The following is a 14,686-nucleotide window of genomic DNA, read 5'->3' as shown; positions in this document are numbered from 1 at the left end:
ACCGTGGCATGTCGTGACGGGTCGGCTACAGACGCGCTGCGATTCTCGCGCCGATGTCCTTCGTCGACGCGGTGGTCGTTCCTCGCTCGGCGAGATCCGCTGCGACAGCGGCTTCCACTCGCGCCGCTCCTGCCGCATCACCGAGATGATCGAGCAACAACGACACCGACAGAATCGCGGCCGTCGGATCGGCCTTCTGCTGCCCTGCGATGTCGGGAGCACTGCCGTGCACGGGCTCGAACATGCTCGGATTGGTACCTGTCGCATCGATGTTTCCGCTTGCGGCCAAACCGATTCCGCCGGTCACCGCCGCCGAAAGGTCTGTCACGATGTCTCCGAACAGATTGTCGGTGACGATCACATCGAACCGGCCCGGGTCGGTCACGAGGTGAATCATCGCGGCATCGATGTGCTGGTACGCGACCTCGACGTCCGGGAACTCGGCCGCGACCTCGTCCACCGTGCGCGCCCAGAGGCTGCCGGCGAACGTGAGCACATTGGTCTTGTGCAGCAGCGTCAGATGCTTGCGCCGAGTCAGAGCCCGCTCGAAACCGTTGCGCACCACCCGTTCGACGCCGTAGCGGGTGTTGACACTGACCTCGGTGGCCACCTCGTGCGATGTTCCGACGCGAAGCGCTCCACCGTTGCCGGTGTACGGACCCTCGGTGCCCTCGCGCACGACGACGACGTCGATCTGCTTGTCACCGGCCAGCGGGCCGACCACTCCGGGATACAGCTTGGCCGGGCGCAGATTGATGTGGTGATCGAGCTCGAACCGAGCTCGCAACAACAGTCCACGCTCGAGCACGCCGCTGGGCACCGACGGATCACCGATGGCTCCCAACAGGATTGCGTCGTGCTCACGCAGTTCGGCCAACACCGAGTCCGGCAGCAGTTCTCCGGTGGCGTTGTAGCGACGCGCACCGAGGTCGTACTCGGTCTTCTCGGCACCGGGTGCAACCACGTCGAGCACGGCGAGCGCCTCGGTGACGACCTCGGGTCCGATTCCGTCCCCGGCGATGACGGCCAGCTTCATCTCACTCCTCGTGATTCTTCGACTTCGTTCGATCGACTGCGAGCGATGCTCAGGACAGGTCGACCAGTTCGATGGTGGACGCGCCGACCGCGGTGGCGATGCTCGCGCTCAGTTCCTCCGGGACGTCCTTGTCGACGCGCAGCAGGATCGTCGCACCGTCGCCCTCGGAGTCCTGGCTCAGCGCGGCGGCCTGGATGTCGATGCCTGCATCGCCGAGCAGGGTGCCGATCCGGCCGAGGCTGCCGGGCTGATCCGCGTAGTTGACGATGAGGTTCTTGCCCTCGGCACGAAGGTCGAAGTTGCGACCGTTGATGTTGACGATCTTCTCGACCTGAGTGGTGCCGGTCAGAGTGCCTGCGACGTTGAGCACCGAACCGTCGCCGTAGACGGCGCGGATGTCGACCACACTGCGGTGGTTCTCGCTCTCGGACGCCGTGGTGACCTCGGCGGTGACGCCACGCTCCTCGGCGAGCGACGGGGCGTTGACGAACGTGACCGAGTCCTCGATGACGGCGGAGAACAGTCCGCGCAACGCCGAGAGCTTGAGGATCTCGACGTCCTCGGCGGCGAGTTCGCCGCGCACGTCGACCGACAGCGACGTGGGAAGTTCGGTGGACAGAGCGCCGAGCAGCACACCCTGCTTACGCACGATCTCGAGCCACGGCGACACCTCCTCGCCCACTGCGCCACCCTTGACGTTGACCGCGTCGGGCACGAATTCGCCTGCGAGAGCGAGCAGAACCGACTTGGCGACGTCGGTGCCCGCGCGGTCCTGGGCCTCGGTCGTCGATGCACCGAGGTGCGGGGTGACGACGACCTGCGGCAGCTCGAACAGGGGGCTGTCGGTGCACGGCTCGGAGGCGTAGACGTCGATTCCGGCGGCGAAGACGTGGCCACTGGTGATGGCGTCGGCCAGGGCCTGCTCGTCGACCAGTCCACCGCGAGCGGCGTTGACGACGATGACACCGGGCTTGGTCTTGGCCAGGGCTTCCTTGCCGATGATTCCCTTGGTCTCCGGGGTCTTCGGCAGGTGAACCGAGAACATGTCGGCGCGCTCGAGCAGCTCGTCCAGGCTCACCAGTTCGATGCCGAGCTGGGCGGCACGCGCAGCCGAGACGTAGGGGTCGTAGGCGATGATGTGGGTCTCGAACGCAGCGAGACGCTGTGCGAACAGCTGACCGATGCGGCCGAGTCCGACGACGCCGACGGTCTTGCCGAAGATCTCGACACCGTTGAACTTGCTGCGCTTCCACTCGTGCTGACGCAGAGTGGCGTCGGCAGCGGGGATCTGGCGCGCGGCCGACAGCAGCAGCGTCACTGCATGCTCGGCCGCCGTGTGAATGTTGGACGTCGGTGCGTTGACGACGAGGACACCGCGCTCGGTGGCTGCAGGTACGTCGACGTTGTCCAGGCCGACACCGGCGCGAGCGACGATCTTGAGGTTGGTTCCGGCAGCGAGAACCTCGGCGTCGACCGTGGTCGCGGAACGCACCAGGATCGCGTCGGCCTCGGGAACCGCGGCGAGCAGCGCGGGGCGATCCGGGCCGTCGACCCAACGGACCTCGACGCCGTCGCCCAATGCCTCGACGGTGGACGGCGCAAGTTTGTCGGCGATCAGAACGACAGGACGGCCTGGCTGGCTCACGTGAAAAACTCCCTATGTCGGTTCGAGACTGTTGTCGGTGAAAATTCGGAGCTGGTGCAGCAGAAACAGTTTAGAGGCCGGAGACGTCGAACTGTGACGCCACCTGGTTCACGCACCGAAGGGCACCCCTACGGATGCAGGGGTGCCCTTCGATCAGCATGCGTGAGAACGTGATTCGATGAGAATCAGGCCGTTTCGGTGATCGGGCGATCGACCCAGCTCATCAGGTCGCGCAGCTTCTTGCCGGTGACCTCGATGGGGTGCTCGGCGTTGGCCTTGCGCAGGCCCTCGAGCTCGGTGTTGCCGTTCTCGACGTTGGCGACCAGGCGACGGGTGAACTCACCCGACTGGATGTCGGCCAGGATCGCCTTCATGCGCTCCTTGGTGCCTGCATCGATCACGCGCGGGCCCGAGAGGTAGCCACCGAACTCCGCGGTGTCGGACACCGAGTAGTTCATCCGAGCGATGCCGCCCTCGTACATGAGGTCGACGATGAGCTTGAGCTCGTGCAGCACCTCGAAGTACGCCATCTCGGGCGCGTATCCGGCCTCGACCATGACCTCGAAGCCCGTCTTGACGAGCTCCTCGGTGCCACCGCACAGCACGGCCTGCTCGCCGAAGAGGTCGGTCTCGGTCTCTTCCTTGAACGTGGTCTTGATGACGCCTGCGCGCGTTCCACCGATGCCCTTGGCCCAGGACAGGGCAAGTGCCTGGCCTTCACCCTTGGGGTCCTGGTCGATGGCGATGAGCGCGGGAACACCCTTGCCGTCGACGAACTGGCGACGCACGAGGTGGCCGGGGCCCTTGGGTGCGACCATGCCGACGGTGACGAACTCCGGAGCCTTGATCAGGTCGAAGTGGATGTTGAGTCCGTGGCCGAAGAACAGCGCGTCGCCGTCCTTCAGGTTGGGCTCGATCTCCTCGGAGAAGATCTTGGCCTGCGCGGTGTCGGGTGCGAGCACCATGATCACGTCGGCCCATTCGGACACCTCGGCGGGAGTGCCGACCTTCAGGCCCTGCTCCTCCGCCTTGGCGCGGGACTTCGAGCCCGCTGCCAGGCCGATGCGCACATCGACACCGGAATCGCGCAGGCTCAGCGAGTGCGCGTGGCCCTGGCTTCCGTAACCGATCACAGCGACCTTGCGGCCCTGGATGATCGACAGATCAGCATCGTCGTCGTAGAACATCTCGACTGCCACTGTTTGTAACCTTTCCTCTTCGATTTCGCTGAAAATCACGTCCGTCGCTCAGCGCGACGCTGTGATCGATTTCGGTCCACGTCCGACGGCAACGACTCCCGACTGAACTATTTCTCGAATTCCATAGGGGTCCAACATCTTCAACAACGCATCGAGCTTCGAGCGGGTGCCCGTCGCCTCGACCGTCACGGCCTCGGGAGACACGTCGATCACCTTGGCGCGGAACAGGTTCACCGTTTCGATGACCTCACTGCGCACACTGGCATCGGCGCGGACCTTGATCAGCACCAACTCGCGAGCCACCGAGGAGTCGTCGTCCTGCTCGACGATCTTGATGACGTTGATGAGCTTGTTGAGCTGCTTGGTCACCTGCTCGAGCGGGAATTCGTCGACGGTGACCACGATCGTCATCCGCGAGATCTCGGGAATCTCGGTGCCACCGACGGCAAGCGAGGAGATGTTGAATCCACGGCGCGAGAACAGCGCGGCGACGCGGGCCAGCACACCTGGCTTGTCCTCGACGAGGACGCTGAGGGTATGGCTCGTGCTCACTTGTCGGTGCCTTTCACGTCGTCGATCTGCGGGTGCGGGGCCTGCTCGCGCTCCATGGCCTCGTCGAGGCCGGGCTCGCTTCCCACGGTCTCGTCCTCGTCGAACAGCGGACGGATTCCGCGGGCGGCCATGATCTCGTCGTTGCCGGTTCCGGCAGCGACCATCGGCCACACCTGCGCGTCGGCTCCGACGATGAAGTCGATGACGACCGGACGATCGTTGATCGCTCGGGCCTGCGCGATCACCGCATCGACGTCCTCTTCTCGCTCGCACCGCAGCCCGACGCAACCCAGGGCCTCGGCGAGCTTCACGAAATCGGGGATGCGGACGGCACCGTGGGTACCGAGATTGGTGTTGGAGTAGCGCTCCTCGTAGAACAGGGTCTGCCACTGGCGGACCATGCCGAGGTTGCCGTTGTTGATGAGCGCGACCTTGATCGGGATTCCCTCGACCGCGCAGGTCGCCAGTTCCTGGTTGGTCATCTGGAAGCATCCATCGCCGTCGATGGCCCACACCTCGGCGTCGGGGAGGCCCCTCTTGGCACCCATCGCGGCCGGGACCGCGTACCCCATCGTGCCCAGGCCACCCGAGTTGAGCCACGTACGCGGCTTCTCGTAGTTGATGAACTGCGCTGCCCACATCTGGTGCTGACCGACGCCTGCGCAGTAGATCGCGTCGGGTCCGGCGAACTTGCCGACCGAGCTGATGACGAACTCCGGTGACATCGATCCGTCGGCCGGTCGGTCGTAGCTCAGCGGGTAGGTCTTGCGGATGCCGTTCAGGTAGACCCACCACTGCTCGAGATCGAGCGTGGTTCCGGTCGCCCGGTCCGCCCGCAGCGCCTCGATGAGCTCGGTGATGACCTCACGGCAGTCGCCCACGATCGGCACGTCCGCGTACCGGTTCTTGCCGATCTCGGCCGGGTCGATATCGGCGTGGATGACCTTGGCGTTCGGCGCGAACGACGAGAGCTGGCCGGTGACGCGGTCGTCGAACCGGGCCCCGAGCGTGATCAGCAGGTCGCTGCGCTGCAGCGCGGCGACTGCGGCGACGGTGCCGTGCATGCCCGGCATTCCGAGGTTCTGATTGTGCGAGTCGGGAAACACACCGCGAGCCATCAGAGTGGTGACGACGGGAATTCCGGTCAGTTCGGCGAGCTCGAGCAGCTCTGCCGAGGCGTTGGCCTTGATGACGCCGCCGCCGACGTACAGCACCGGCTGCTTGGCGTCGGCGATGTAGCGGGCTGCTTCGCGGACCTGCTTGCCGTGCGGCTTGGTGACCGGACGGTAGCCGGGCAGACGCATCTCCGGCGGCCACGAGAACGTGGTCTGCGCCTGCAGCACGTCCTTGGGGATGTCTACGAGCACGGCACCGGGACGGCCCGAGGAGGCGATGTAGAACGCCTCGGCCATGATGCGCGGGATGTCGGCACCGTCGGTGATGAGGAAGTTGTGCTTGGTGACCGGCATCGTGATGCCCGAGATGTCGGCTTCCTGGAAGCCGTCCGTCCCGATCAGGCTGCGGGCGACCTGACCGGTGATCGCGACGACGGGAACCGAATCCATCTGAGCGTCGGCGAGCGGGGTCACGAGGTTGGTCGCGCCGGGACCGGACGTTGCCATGCAGACGCCGACCTTGCCGGTCGCCTGGGCGTAGCCGGTCGCGGCGTGGCCCGCACCCTGCTCGTGGCGCACCAGAATGTGGCGCACCTTCACGGAGTCGAAGAGCGGGTCGTAGACCGGGAGAACCGCGCCTCCGGGAATGCCGAATACGGTGTCGACGTCGAGTTCTTCGAGGGCCCGAACGACCGACTGTGCGCCGGTGACCTTCTCCGGCGCGACGTGGCGTCGCGATCCGTTGGTCGCCGCTTCTGCGGACGGGCTGGTCGACGGGCTGGACGCTGTCCCCGACTTACGGGTCGTGGGCCCTGGGCGTGCGGTTGGTGCGCTCACTGATTGCTTCCTCAGGAATGTGAAATTGCTGGGCGATCTCTGGGCAAGAAAAAACCCCCGTCAGCGTGAGCTGTACGAGGGTGGCGCGTCGATGCGAGTTTGAACAACCGGCTCAGGCGTTGACGCGCCGGCCGATTACGAGTATCCAATTCCGCTTCACGCGCTCGACGGTAGGCGCGCGCACAGGGAAGAGTCAAACTCGTCACGACGCAATCCCATTATGTGAGATCGCGTAGATGCAATGCGAAGATGAATGGGTGTCGTCTTCGCAGCAGTCCGAACCACCTCGGCCATCATCCCACACCGCACCCGAGTCACCGAACGGTGCCGAGGGACCGCAACCATCGACAGTGCAGGTCATTCGAGTACCTCGCCTCGCCCTCCTCGGCGTCGGACTACTGCTGTTCGGCACCGGACTGACTGCCGCCAGCTGGCCCATTGCCATGGGATGGCTGTTGATCCTGCCCATCGTCGCGGGCATCTGGGTGTTTCGAGTGCGCACGGTCATCTCTCCCGAGGCCATCACGGCTCGACGGTTCGTGGGTTCGGACGTGATCGCATGGGAATCGGTGGCTGGTCTGCACTTCCCCGATCGTCGCTGGGCGCGTGTGGTCCTGACCGACAAGAGCGAGAAGTCACTGCCGCTGGTGCGATTCGATCTACTCCCTCAACTCGCCGCGGCCAGCGGCGGCCGCATCACCGACCCCTATGCCGCGGCAGCCGCCGCTGCCGCCGCGGAGGATCGAGACCGTGACGAAGCCGACGACGCCGAGGGTGACGGCGAGCAGGCACCGAAGGAGCAGTAGTCGACGGCGAGTAATCTCGTCGATGCGAGAAACCGCTGCAACGAACGAGGACAACGCACTATGCCGCCGCTACGCTCACGGGTCACCACTGTCGGACGCAATGCCGCGGGCGCACGCTCGCTGTGGCGCGCCACCGGAATGACCGATTCGGACTTCGGAAAACCCATCGTCGCCATCGCGAACTCCTACACCCAGTTCGTTCCCGGCCACGTGCATCTGAAGAACGTCGGCGAGATCGTCGCCGACGCCGTCCGAGCTGCAGGCGGCGTTCCCCGGGAGTTCCACACCATCGCCGTCGACGACGGGATCGCCATGGGCCATGGCGGCATGTTGTACTCGCTGCCCAGCCGCGAGATCATCGCCGACTCCGTCGAGTACATGGCCAACGCCCACACCGCCGACGCACTCGTCTGCATCTCGAACTGCGACAAGATCACTCCCGGCATGCTCAATGCCGCGATGCGCCTGAACATCCCGGCCGTCTTCGTCTCCGGTGGACCGATGGAGGCAGGCAAGGCGGTGGTGGTCGACGGCGTCGCGCAGGCACCGACCGACCTGATCACCGCGATCTCCGCCAGCGCCAACGACGCCGTGTCCGAGGCGGGCCTCGACGAGGTCGAGCGCAGCGCGTGCCCCACGTGCGGGTCCTGCTCGGGCATGTTCACGGCCAACTCGATGAACTGCCTCACCGAGGCGCTCGGCCTGGCATTGCCCGGCAACGGCTCCACCCTGGCCACTCACGAGGCCCGCCGGGCGCTGTTCACGCGGGCAGGCACCACCATCGTCGAGGCGGCGCTGAAGTACTACCGCGACGAGGACGAATCCGTGCTCCCCCGCAACATCGCCACTCCGGCCGCGTTCCGCAATGCCATGGCTCTCGATGTGGCGATGGGCGGATCCACCAATACGGTGCTGCACACCCTCGCTGCCGCGCAGGAAGGCGAGGTCGACTTCGACCTCGACTCCATCGACGCCATCAGCCGCAAGGTCCCGTGCCTGTCGAAGGTCTCCCCCAATTCCGACTACCACATGGAAGATGTGCACCGTGCCGGTGGAATCCCGGCTCTCCTCGGCGAACTGCGACGCGCGAACCTGCTCGAGACCGACGTCTCGACCGTGCACACGAAGAGTTTCGACGAATGGCTCGACACCTGGGACATTCGATCCGGCAAGGCGTCCGCCGAGGCCGTCGAGTTGTTCCACGCCGCCCCGGGTGGTGTCCGCACCGTCGAACCTTTCTCCACGAGCAACCGTTGGTCCTCGCTCGACACGGACGCCGCAGGCGGCTGCATCCGCGATCTCGAACACGCCTACACCGTCGAGGGTGGCCTGGTGGTACTCCGCGGCAACATCGCCGTCGACGGTGCGATCCTCAAGACCGCAGGCATCGACGAGGACCTGTTCTCGTTTCAGGGTCCGGCGTTGGTCGTCGAGTCGCAGGAAGAAGCCGTCTCGGCCATCCTGCAGAAGAAGATTCGGCCCGGTGACGTGCTGGTCGTTCGTTACGAGGGACCCAAGGGCGGTCCGGGTATGCAGGAAATGCTGCACCCGACGGCCTTCCTCAAGGGTGCCGGACTGGGCAAGGTCTGCGCCTTGATCACCGACGGACGCTTCTCCGGTGGAACGTCGGGACTGTCCATCGGACACATCTCCCCAGAGGCCGCCGCAGGCGGTGTGATCGGACTCGTCGAGAACGGTGACCAGGTGCGAATCGACGTCGCCACCCGCACTCTGGAGATCCTCGTCGACGACGAGACCCTCGAGACGCGACGCGCGAAGATGAACGCGTCCGAGCGTCCGTGGCAGCCGGTCGATCGCCAGCGCACGGTCACCACCGCTCTGCGCGCCTACGCCGCCTTGGCGACATCGGCGGACAAGGGTGCTGTTCGCTACGTCCCCTGAGGGTGAAAACCACGTGAGCGGAACTTCGTAGCCTGCTACGAAGTTCCGCTCACGTGGTCGGGTGCGTGTCCGGGGTCAGCGAACGACGGGGTTGGCCCCGTTGAGGAAGATCCAGATGCATACGCCTGCGGCGATGCCGACGACGAGCGCGAGGAACGAACCGATCCGCGGGCGGGTGGCCCATCCGCGTCGGCCGTCGAACGCGATGCGTCCCGGGCCGGTGAGGATGATCGCGGCTGCAGCGAAGCCGAGGACCGTCTCGTACTCCACGCCGCCGGTGCCGGAGAATTGCAATCCCGGCTCGACGGCCTGCTTGAAGCACCAGGCGTTGATGATCGTGGCCAGCACGGCCGCGCCCGCCAATGGTGTCGCCAGACCCAGGATCAGCAGCGCTCCACCGAGGGTTTCGCCCGCCGCGGCCGCGATCGCGAGAATTTCCGAGTAGCGGAATCCCGAACTCTCCAACAGGTTCTGAAATCCGTCGAGGCCCGGGCCGTTCCACAATCCGACGAGCTTCTGCAGTCCATGACCGAGAAACACCGCTCCGATGGTGACACGGAGGACGAACAGACCCAGGTCGGTGCTGCCGCGGCGTGCGGGAACCTCGACGGTCTCGGTACGAACTTCGGGCTCCGGGGCAACGGCCGCCGCGGGCGCTGCGGCCGCGGTTGTCCCGAGGTACTCGGTGGAGCGATCGGAGTACGCACTCGACGACGTGCTCTCGGAAGTCGATGGGCGATCGGTCGACGAATCGGCGAACGCGGACGGCCGATAGGTCTGCATCTTCTCCGTGGGCTGTGCGTCGGCCGAGCGTGCGTCGGCCGAGCGAGCGTCGGACGACGAGGAATGCGGAAAGTCGAGTTCGTCGTCGGTTCGCGGCAGTCGGTCCGAGCGCTGAGCACCGAACGCCGTGGTCGGCGTACCCGAGGCGTCGGTGCGGTCGGACGCCGACGTGGAGCGCGAGGGTGGAATCTTCTCCGTGGGATTGTCGTACGGGCTCTCGGCCGGTTCGTACGACTGATCCGGCCGGTTGGGGTCGCGCGGTGTATCGGTCACCTCTCCACAGTAGAGCCGATGTGCGCTCCTCACCGATGTCCACGCTCACGGCCGCGTGGCGTGTCTCCCTCCACGTTCCGTAACGTTCGAAGTATGAAGCCGGTCGGAGCGTCGCCACGAACTGCAACCGCTGCCGTCGTCGCCCTGTCGATGACCGCAGCCCTGCTCGCCGGGTGCGCCCGTTTCGACGACTCGAATGCGTCGCCGTTCACTCCTGCGCCGGAGGTGGGTGCGGCCGAGCTGGAGCCGACGACCCCCAGTGAGACGCCGCCGCCGTCCGATCCGAACGCACCGCCCCCGCCGTCCGGCCCGTGTGTCGACCCGGATTCGGCGGTGATCGCGACATGTCTGGACACCACGGGCGGGCTCGTCGCGCTCCCCGACGGACAGTCGGCTCTGGTTGCAGAGCGTCGCACCGGTCGCATCATGGAGGTCGCTGCAGGCCGGACGCCGGTCGAGGTCGCTCGAATCGACGTCGACGGCACCGGTGACGGCGGCCTTCTCGACATCGCGCTGTCTCCGACGTACATCGAAGACGGTTTGCTCTACGCCCTCATCACCACATCCGCGGACACCAGGGTGGTCCGACTCGCTCAGGGCGATGTACCCAAGGACATCCTGACCGGCATCCCCCGCGGCGCGACGGGCAATCGCGGAGCGATCGACTTCTACACGCCGAACGAACTACTGGTCCTCACCGGCGACAACGGCGATCCAGCCGCGGCCGCGAGCCCGAACTCCCTGTCCGGCAAGCTGTTGAGGGTGACGTCGCTGTCCCCGACGACGAACCCGCCGCGCCCGCAGATCGCACTGAGCGGCATCGGTACGGCGGGCGACGTCTGCACCGACGGCACCGGAAACATCTACGTCACCGACCGCACCGCGCTGGAGGATCGCCTGCAGCGCATCGATACTCTCGGAGCGGTGTTCAACCCGGTGTGGACGTGGCCGGACCGTCCCGGTGTCGCCGGATGCGCAGCGGGCGCAGGTGGAGTGGCCGTAGCCCTCACGACGGCCAAAGCTGTTGCAGCACTGACCACGGACCCGAACACCGGAGCTGTCTCGGCCGAACCGACACTGCTCATCCAGGACGAATACGGCCAGTTGAACGGTGCGACGAGTTCGGCCGATGGGCAGATTCTGGTGGGCACCGTCAACAAGAACGGGCCGACCGTCGGACCCACCGACGACCGCGTCGTCAAGGTGCCGTTCCCCGGCGGCGGCGGAGGCGGCTTCGACTGAGCGAGAAACGACTGCGGCCGAGCGCGTATCGCGCTCGGCCGCAGTCGTTCTCGGTCGTGATCAGGGCTGGCCGCAGGCCTCGAGTACGAGTTCCTTGACGCGAGCGGCATCGGCTTGACCGCGGGTCGCCTTCATCACCGCACCGACGATGGCCCCGGCGGCCTGAACCTTGCCGCTGCGGATCTTCTCGACCACACCGGGATTCGCGGCGAGCGCCTCGTCGACGGCGGCCTGCAACTTGGTGTCGTCCTTCTCCAGCACGAGATTTCGCGCAGACATCACCTGCGCCGGCTCGCCTTCACCGGCCAGCACCCCGTCCACCACCTGACGGGCACCGTTGTTGTTCAACTTTCCGTCGGAGACCAACGCGGCCACTTCCGCGACCTGGGCCGGGGTGATCGACAGATCGGCCAACTCGACTCCGGCAATGTTGGCCTGCTGAGACAGGTACGACACCCACCAGGACCGCGCAGCCTGCGGCGATGCACCCGCGTCCACCGTGGCCGCGACGAGTTCGAGGGCGCCGGAATTCACCAGGTCACGCATCTCCTCGTCGGAAACACCCCAGTCCTTCTGGATACGGCCGCGGCGCAACCACGGCAGCTCGGGAAGCGTCGCGCGAAGCTCTTCGATCCATGCCGCGTCGGGAGCGACGGGCGCGAGATCGGGCTCGGGGAAGTACCGGTAATCCTCCGCGGTTTCCTTCTTGCGGCCCGGGGTGGTGGTGCCGTCCGACTCCTGGAAGTGCCGAGTCTCCTGCGTCACCTCTCCGCCCGATTCGAGAACCGCTGCCTGACGCCGCATCTCGTACCGAACCGCAACCTCGACGCTCTTGAGCGAGTTGACGTTCTTGGTCTCGGTGCGGGTTCCGAATTCGGTGGCCGTCTTCTCCATCAGAGAGACGTTGGCGTCGCAGCGCAAGGAGCCCTGATCCATCCGCACATCGGACACGTTGAGCGACTTCAACAGGTCACGCAGCGCGGTGACGTACGCACGTGCGACCTCGGGCGCACGCGCACCGGTCCCCGTGATGGTCTTGGTCACGATCTCCACCAACGGCACACCGGCACGGTTGTAATCGAGCAGCGAATGCGACGCCCCCTCGATGCGGCCGGTCGCCCCGCCGACGTGCGTCGACTTACCGGTGTCCTCCTCCATGTGCGCACGCTCGATCTCGACGCGGAACGTACTGCCGTCGTCGAGCAGCACATCGAGGTAGCCCTCGGTCGCGATGGGCTCGTCGTACTGCGAGATCTGATAGTTCTTCGGCTGATCCGGGTAGAAATAGTTCTTGCGAGCGAACCGCCCCCACGGGGTGATCGAGCAATTGAGAGCCAGCCCGATCCGAATCGCCGACTCCACGGCAGCCGCGTTCACCACCGGAAGCGCACCGGGAAGGCTCAGGCACACCGGGCACACCTGCGTGTTCGGCTCGGCACCGAACTCGGTGGGGCAGCCGCAGAACATCTTGGTCGCCGTGCCCAACTCCACATGGACCTCCATGCCCAACACGGGGTCGAACTTGGCGAGCACATCGTCGTAATCGATCAAATCGACGGTTGCAGCAGTCATGGTCAGTAGTTTATGCACCGACTACCTGGGTCATTCCTGCAGGCTCCACTCCCGTACGACGCGCGAGTAACCACGTGCACTCGTTACCGTGCACGGGTGACTCCCCCAGAGAAACAGACACTGGCCATGACCGTGCTGATGACACCCGACATGGCCAACTTCTCCGGCAATGTCCACGGCGGCACGATCCTCAAGTTCCTGGACCAGGTGGCGTACGCCTGCGCCAGCCGCTACGCCGGGGCCTACGTCGTCACTCTGTCGGTCGATCGCGTCGTATTTCGCGAACCCATTCACGTCGGGGAACTGGTCACGTTCTCTGCATCGGTCAACTACACCGGCCGCACCTCCATGGAGGCCGGCATCCGAGTGGAAACCGAGAACATCCAGCGCGGTGAATTACGCCACACCAACAGTTGCTACTTCACCATGGTGGCGATCGGTGACGACGGCAAGCCGAAGACACTGCCCCAGTTGACGCCGACCACCGAGGTCGGTGCGCAGGGTTTCGAGGCCGCGCGGCGACGGCGCGAACTACGCCGCGAGACCGAGGAACGTGAGGCCGAGATCCACGAGGCCGCCGGTCGCATCTGACGGCCCACGCCGCCGCCCGATCAGCCGAAGAATGCGGCGGCGTCGTCGTATCGGGTCTGGGGTACCCGCTTGAGTTGCTTGGTGGCCTCGGCCAGAGACACCAGGCCGATCTCGGTCCCGCGCAACGAGACCATCTTGCCGAAGTCTCCCGAATGGGCGGCATCGGTCGCGTTCACGCCGAATCGTGTTGCGAGAACGCGGTCGTACGGCGTCGGCGTACCACCGCGCTGGACGTGGCCGAGCACCGTGGTGCGTACTTCCTTGTTGATCCGGCGCTCGATCTCGACACCGAGCTGGTGGGCGACTCCGGTGAAGCGAACGTGGCCGAACTCGTCGATACCGCCGTCGAGAAGCTCCATCGAGCCCTCGATCGGCTTGGCACCCTCGGCCACGACGCAGATGAAATGCGAGTCCCCACGCTGAAAACGCTTGCGCACCAAGGTGCACACCTCTTCGACGTCGAACGGCTGCTCGGGGATGAGCGTCATGTGCGAGCCGGACGCCAGGCCGGCGTGCAGAGCGATCCACCCGGCGTGCCGACCCATCACCTCGACGAGCATCACGCGCTGGTGGGATTCGGCGGTGCTGTGCAGACGGTCGATCGCGTCGGTGGCGATGGTCAACGCCGTGTCGAAGCCGAACGTGACGTCGGTGCAGTCGATGTCGTTGTCGATCGTCTTGGGCACACCGACCACAGGCACGCCCTCTTCCGACAACCACGCAGCAGCGGTGAGGGTCCCTTCGCCACCGATCGGGATCAACACGTCGATGCCGTTGTCCTCCAGGGTCTGCTTGACTCGGTCGAGTCCGGCGCGCAACACATCGGGATTGGTGCGCGCGGTGCCGAGCATCGTGCCGCCCTTGGTGAGCAACCGGTCGTTGCGGTCGTCGTTGCGCAGTTGCACCCGACGGTCTTCGAGAAGCCCGCGCCATCCGTCCTGGAAACCGACGACAGTGGAGCCGTACCGCGCGTCCGCGGTGCGTACGACTGCGCGAATCACCGCATTGAGCCCTGGGCAATCGCCGCCTCCGGTCAGAACTCCGATGCGCATCGATTTTCGCCTCTCTGCTCGCAGGTCCGTGAAGCGGACCCGGTGACGGACGTCAGCCTAATCGGGCGTGGGATGCTGCGC

Annotated in this window: 12 protein-coding genes; 4 read left to right on the top strand and 8 right to left on the bottom strand. The window is 65.8% G+C overall.

Annotated elements, in window-relative coordinates; genetic code table 11:
* Positions 1-25 precede the first annotated feature (25 nt).
* The 5 genes from CH251_RS18150 to CH251_RS18130 all read right to left on the bottom strand — a co-directional run bounded on the left by CH251_RS18150 (position 26) and on the right by CH251_RS18130 (position 6,384).
* Positions 26-1,036, bottom strand: a complete 1,011-nt coding sequence (locus tag CH251_RS18150) for a 3-isopropylmalate dehydrogenase (protein ID WP_094614347.1) — start codon at positions 1,034-1,036, stop codon at positions 26-28.
* A gap of 49 nt (positions 1,037-1,085) precedes the next feature.
* Entirely contained in the window at positions 1,086-2,681 is a 1,596-nt protein-coding gene (gene serA, locus CH251_RS18145) for a phosphoglycerate dehydrogenase (RefSeq protein WP_094614346.1), read from the bottom strand.
* A gap of 185 nt (positions 2,682-2,866) precedes the next feature.
* Positions 2,867-3,868, bottom strand: a complete 1,002-nt coding sequence (ilvC, locus tag CH251_RS18140; RefSeq protein WP_170944858.1) for a ketol-acid reductoisomerase — start codon at positions 3,866-3,868, stop codon at positions 2,867-2,869.
* Positions 3,869-3,928: 60 nt separating this feature from the next.
* The gene (ilvN, locus tag CH251_RS18135) at positions 3,929-4,432 is read right to left on the bottom strand and encodes an acetolactate synthase small subunit (RefSeq protein ID WP_032397758.1); all 504 of its coding nucleotides are present in this window, start codon (positions 4,430-4,432) and stop codon (positions 3,929-3,931) included.
* On the bottom strand, positions 4,429-6,384 hold the full coding sequence (locus CH251_RS18130) for an acetolactate synthase large subunit (protein WP_094614345.1): 1,956 nt from the start codon (positions 6,382-6,384) through the stop codon (positions 4,429-4,431). The genes ilvN and CH251_RS18130 overlap by 4 nt, the downstream gene beginning before the upstream one ends.
* A gap of 350 nt (positions 6,385-6,734) precedes the next feature.
* On the opposite strand from CH251_RS18130, the gene CH251_RS18125 reads away from it, so the two are divergent.
* Entirely contained in the window at positions 6,735-7,190 is a 456-nt protein-coding gene (locus CH251_RS18125; protein ID WP_179273387.1) for a PH domain-containing protein, read from the top strand.
* A gap of 60 nt (positions 7,191-7,250) precedes the next feature.
* Positions 7,251-9,092: a dihydroxy-acid dehydratase gene (gene ilvD / locus CH251_RS18120; protein WP_094614344.1), complete on the top strand. Its 1,842-nt coding sequence runs from the start codon at positions 7,251-7,253 to the stop codon at positions 9,090-9,092.
* Positions 9,093-9,167: 75 nt separating this feature from the next.
* On the opposite strand, the gene CH251_RS18115 is transcribed toward ilvD, so the two are convergent.
* The gene (locus CH251_RS18115; RefSeq protein ID WP_179273388.1) at positions 9,168-10,148 is read right to left on the bottom strand and encodes a DoxX family protein; all 981 of its coding nucleotides are present in this window, start codon (positions 10,146-10,148) and stop codon (positions 9,168-9,170) included.
* A 93-nt stretch (positions 10,149-10,241) separates the two neighbouring features.
* Here CH251_RS18115 and CH251_RS18110 point away from each other — a divergent pair, with 93 nt between their 5' ends.
* Positions 10,242-11,390, top strand: a complete 1,149-nt coding sequence (locus CH251_RS18110) for a sorbosone dehydrogenase family protein (protein ID WP_094614342.1) — start codon at positions 10,242-10,244, stop codon at positions 11,388-11,390.
* A gap of 60 nt (positions 11,391-11,450) precedes the next feature.
* Here the strand turns inward: CH251_RS18110 and gatB are convergent, their stop codons facing one another.
* On the bottom strand, positions 11,451-12,962 hold the full coding sequence (gene gatB, locus CH251_RS18105) for an Asp-tRNA(Asn)/Glu-tRNA(Gln) amidotransferase subunit GatB (protein ID WP_094614341.1): 1,512 nt from the start codon (positions 12,960-12,962) through the stop codon (positions 11,451-11,453).
* Positions 12,963-13,088: 126 nt separating this feature from the next.
* Between gatB and CH251_RS18100 the strand changes: the two genes are divergently transcribed.
* Positions 13,089-13,553, top strand: coding sequence for an acyl-CoA thioesterase (locus tag CH251_RS18100; RefSeq protein WP_256979169.1), 465 nt, complete (start codon positions 13,089-13,091; stop codon positions 13,551-13,553).
* 20 nt (positions 13,554-13,573) lie between these two features.
* Here the strand turns inward: CH251_RS18100 and CH251_RS18095 are convergent, their stop codons facing one another.
* Positions 13,574-14,605 (bottom strand): ATP-dependent 6-phosphofructokinase, encoded by a 1,032-nt coding sequence (locus CH251_RS18095; protein WP_094614339.1) that lies wholly within the window; start codon positions 14,603-14,605, stop codon positions 13,574-13,576.
* Positions 14,606-14,686: the final 81 nt, after the last annotated feature.

The organism is Rhodococcus sp. 06-462-5, assembly GCF_002258315.1.
Lineage (GTDB): Bacteria > Actinomycetota > Actinomycetes > Mycobacteriales > Mycobacteriaceae > Rhodococcoides.
This window is presented reverse-complemented; position numbering and strand designations above follow the sequence as displayed.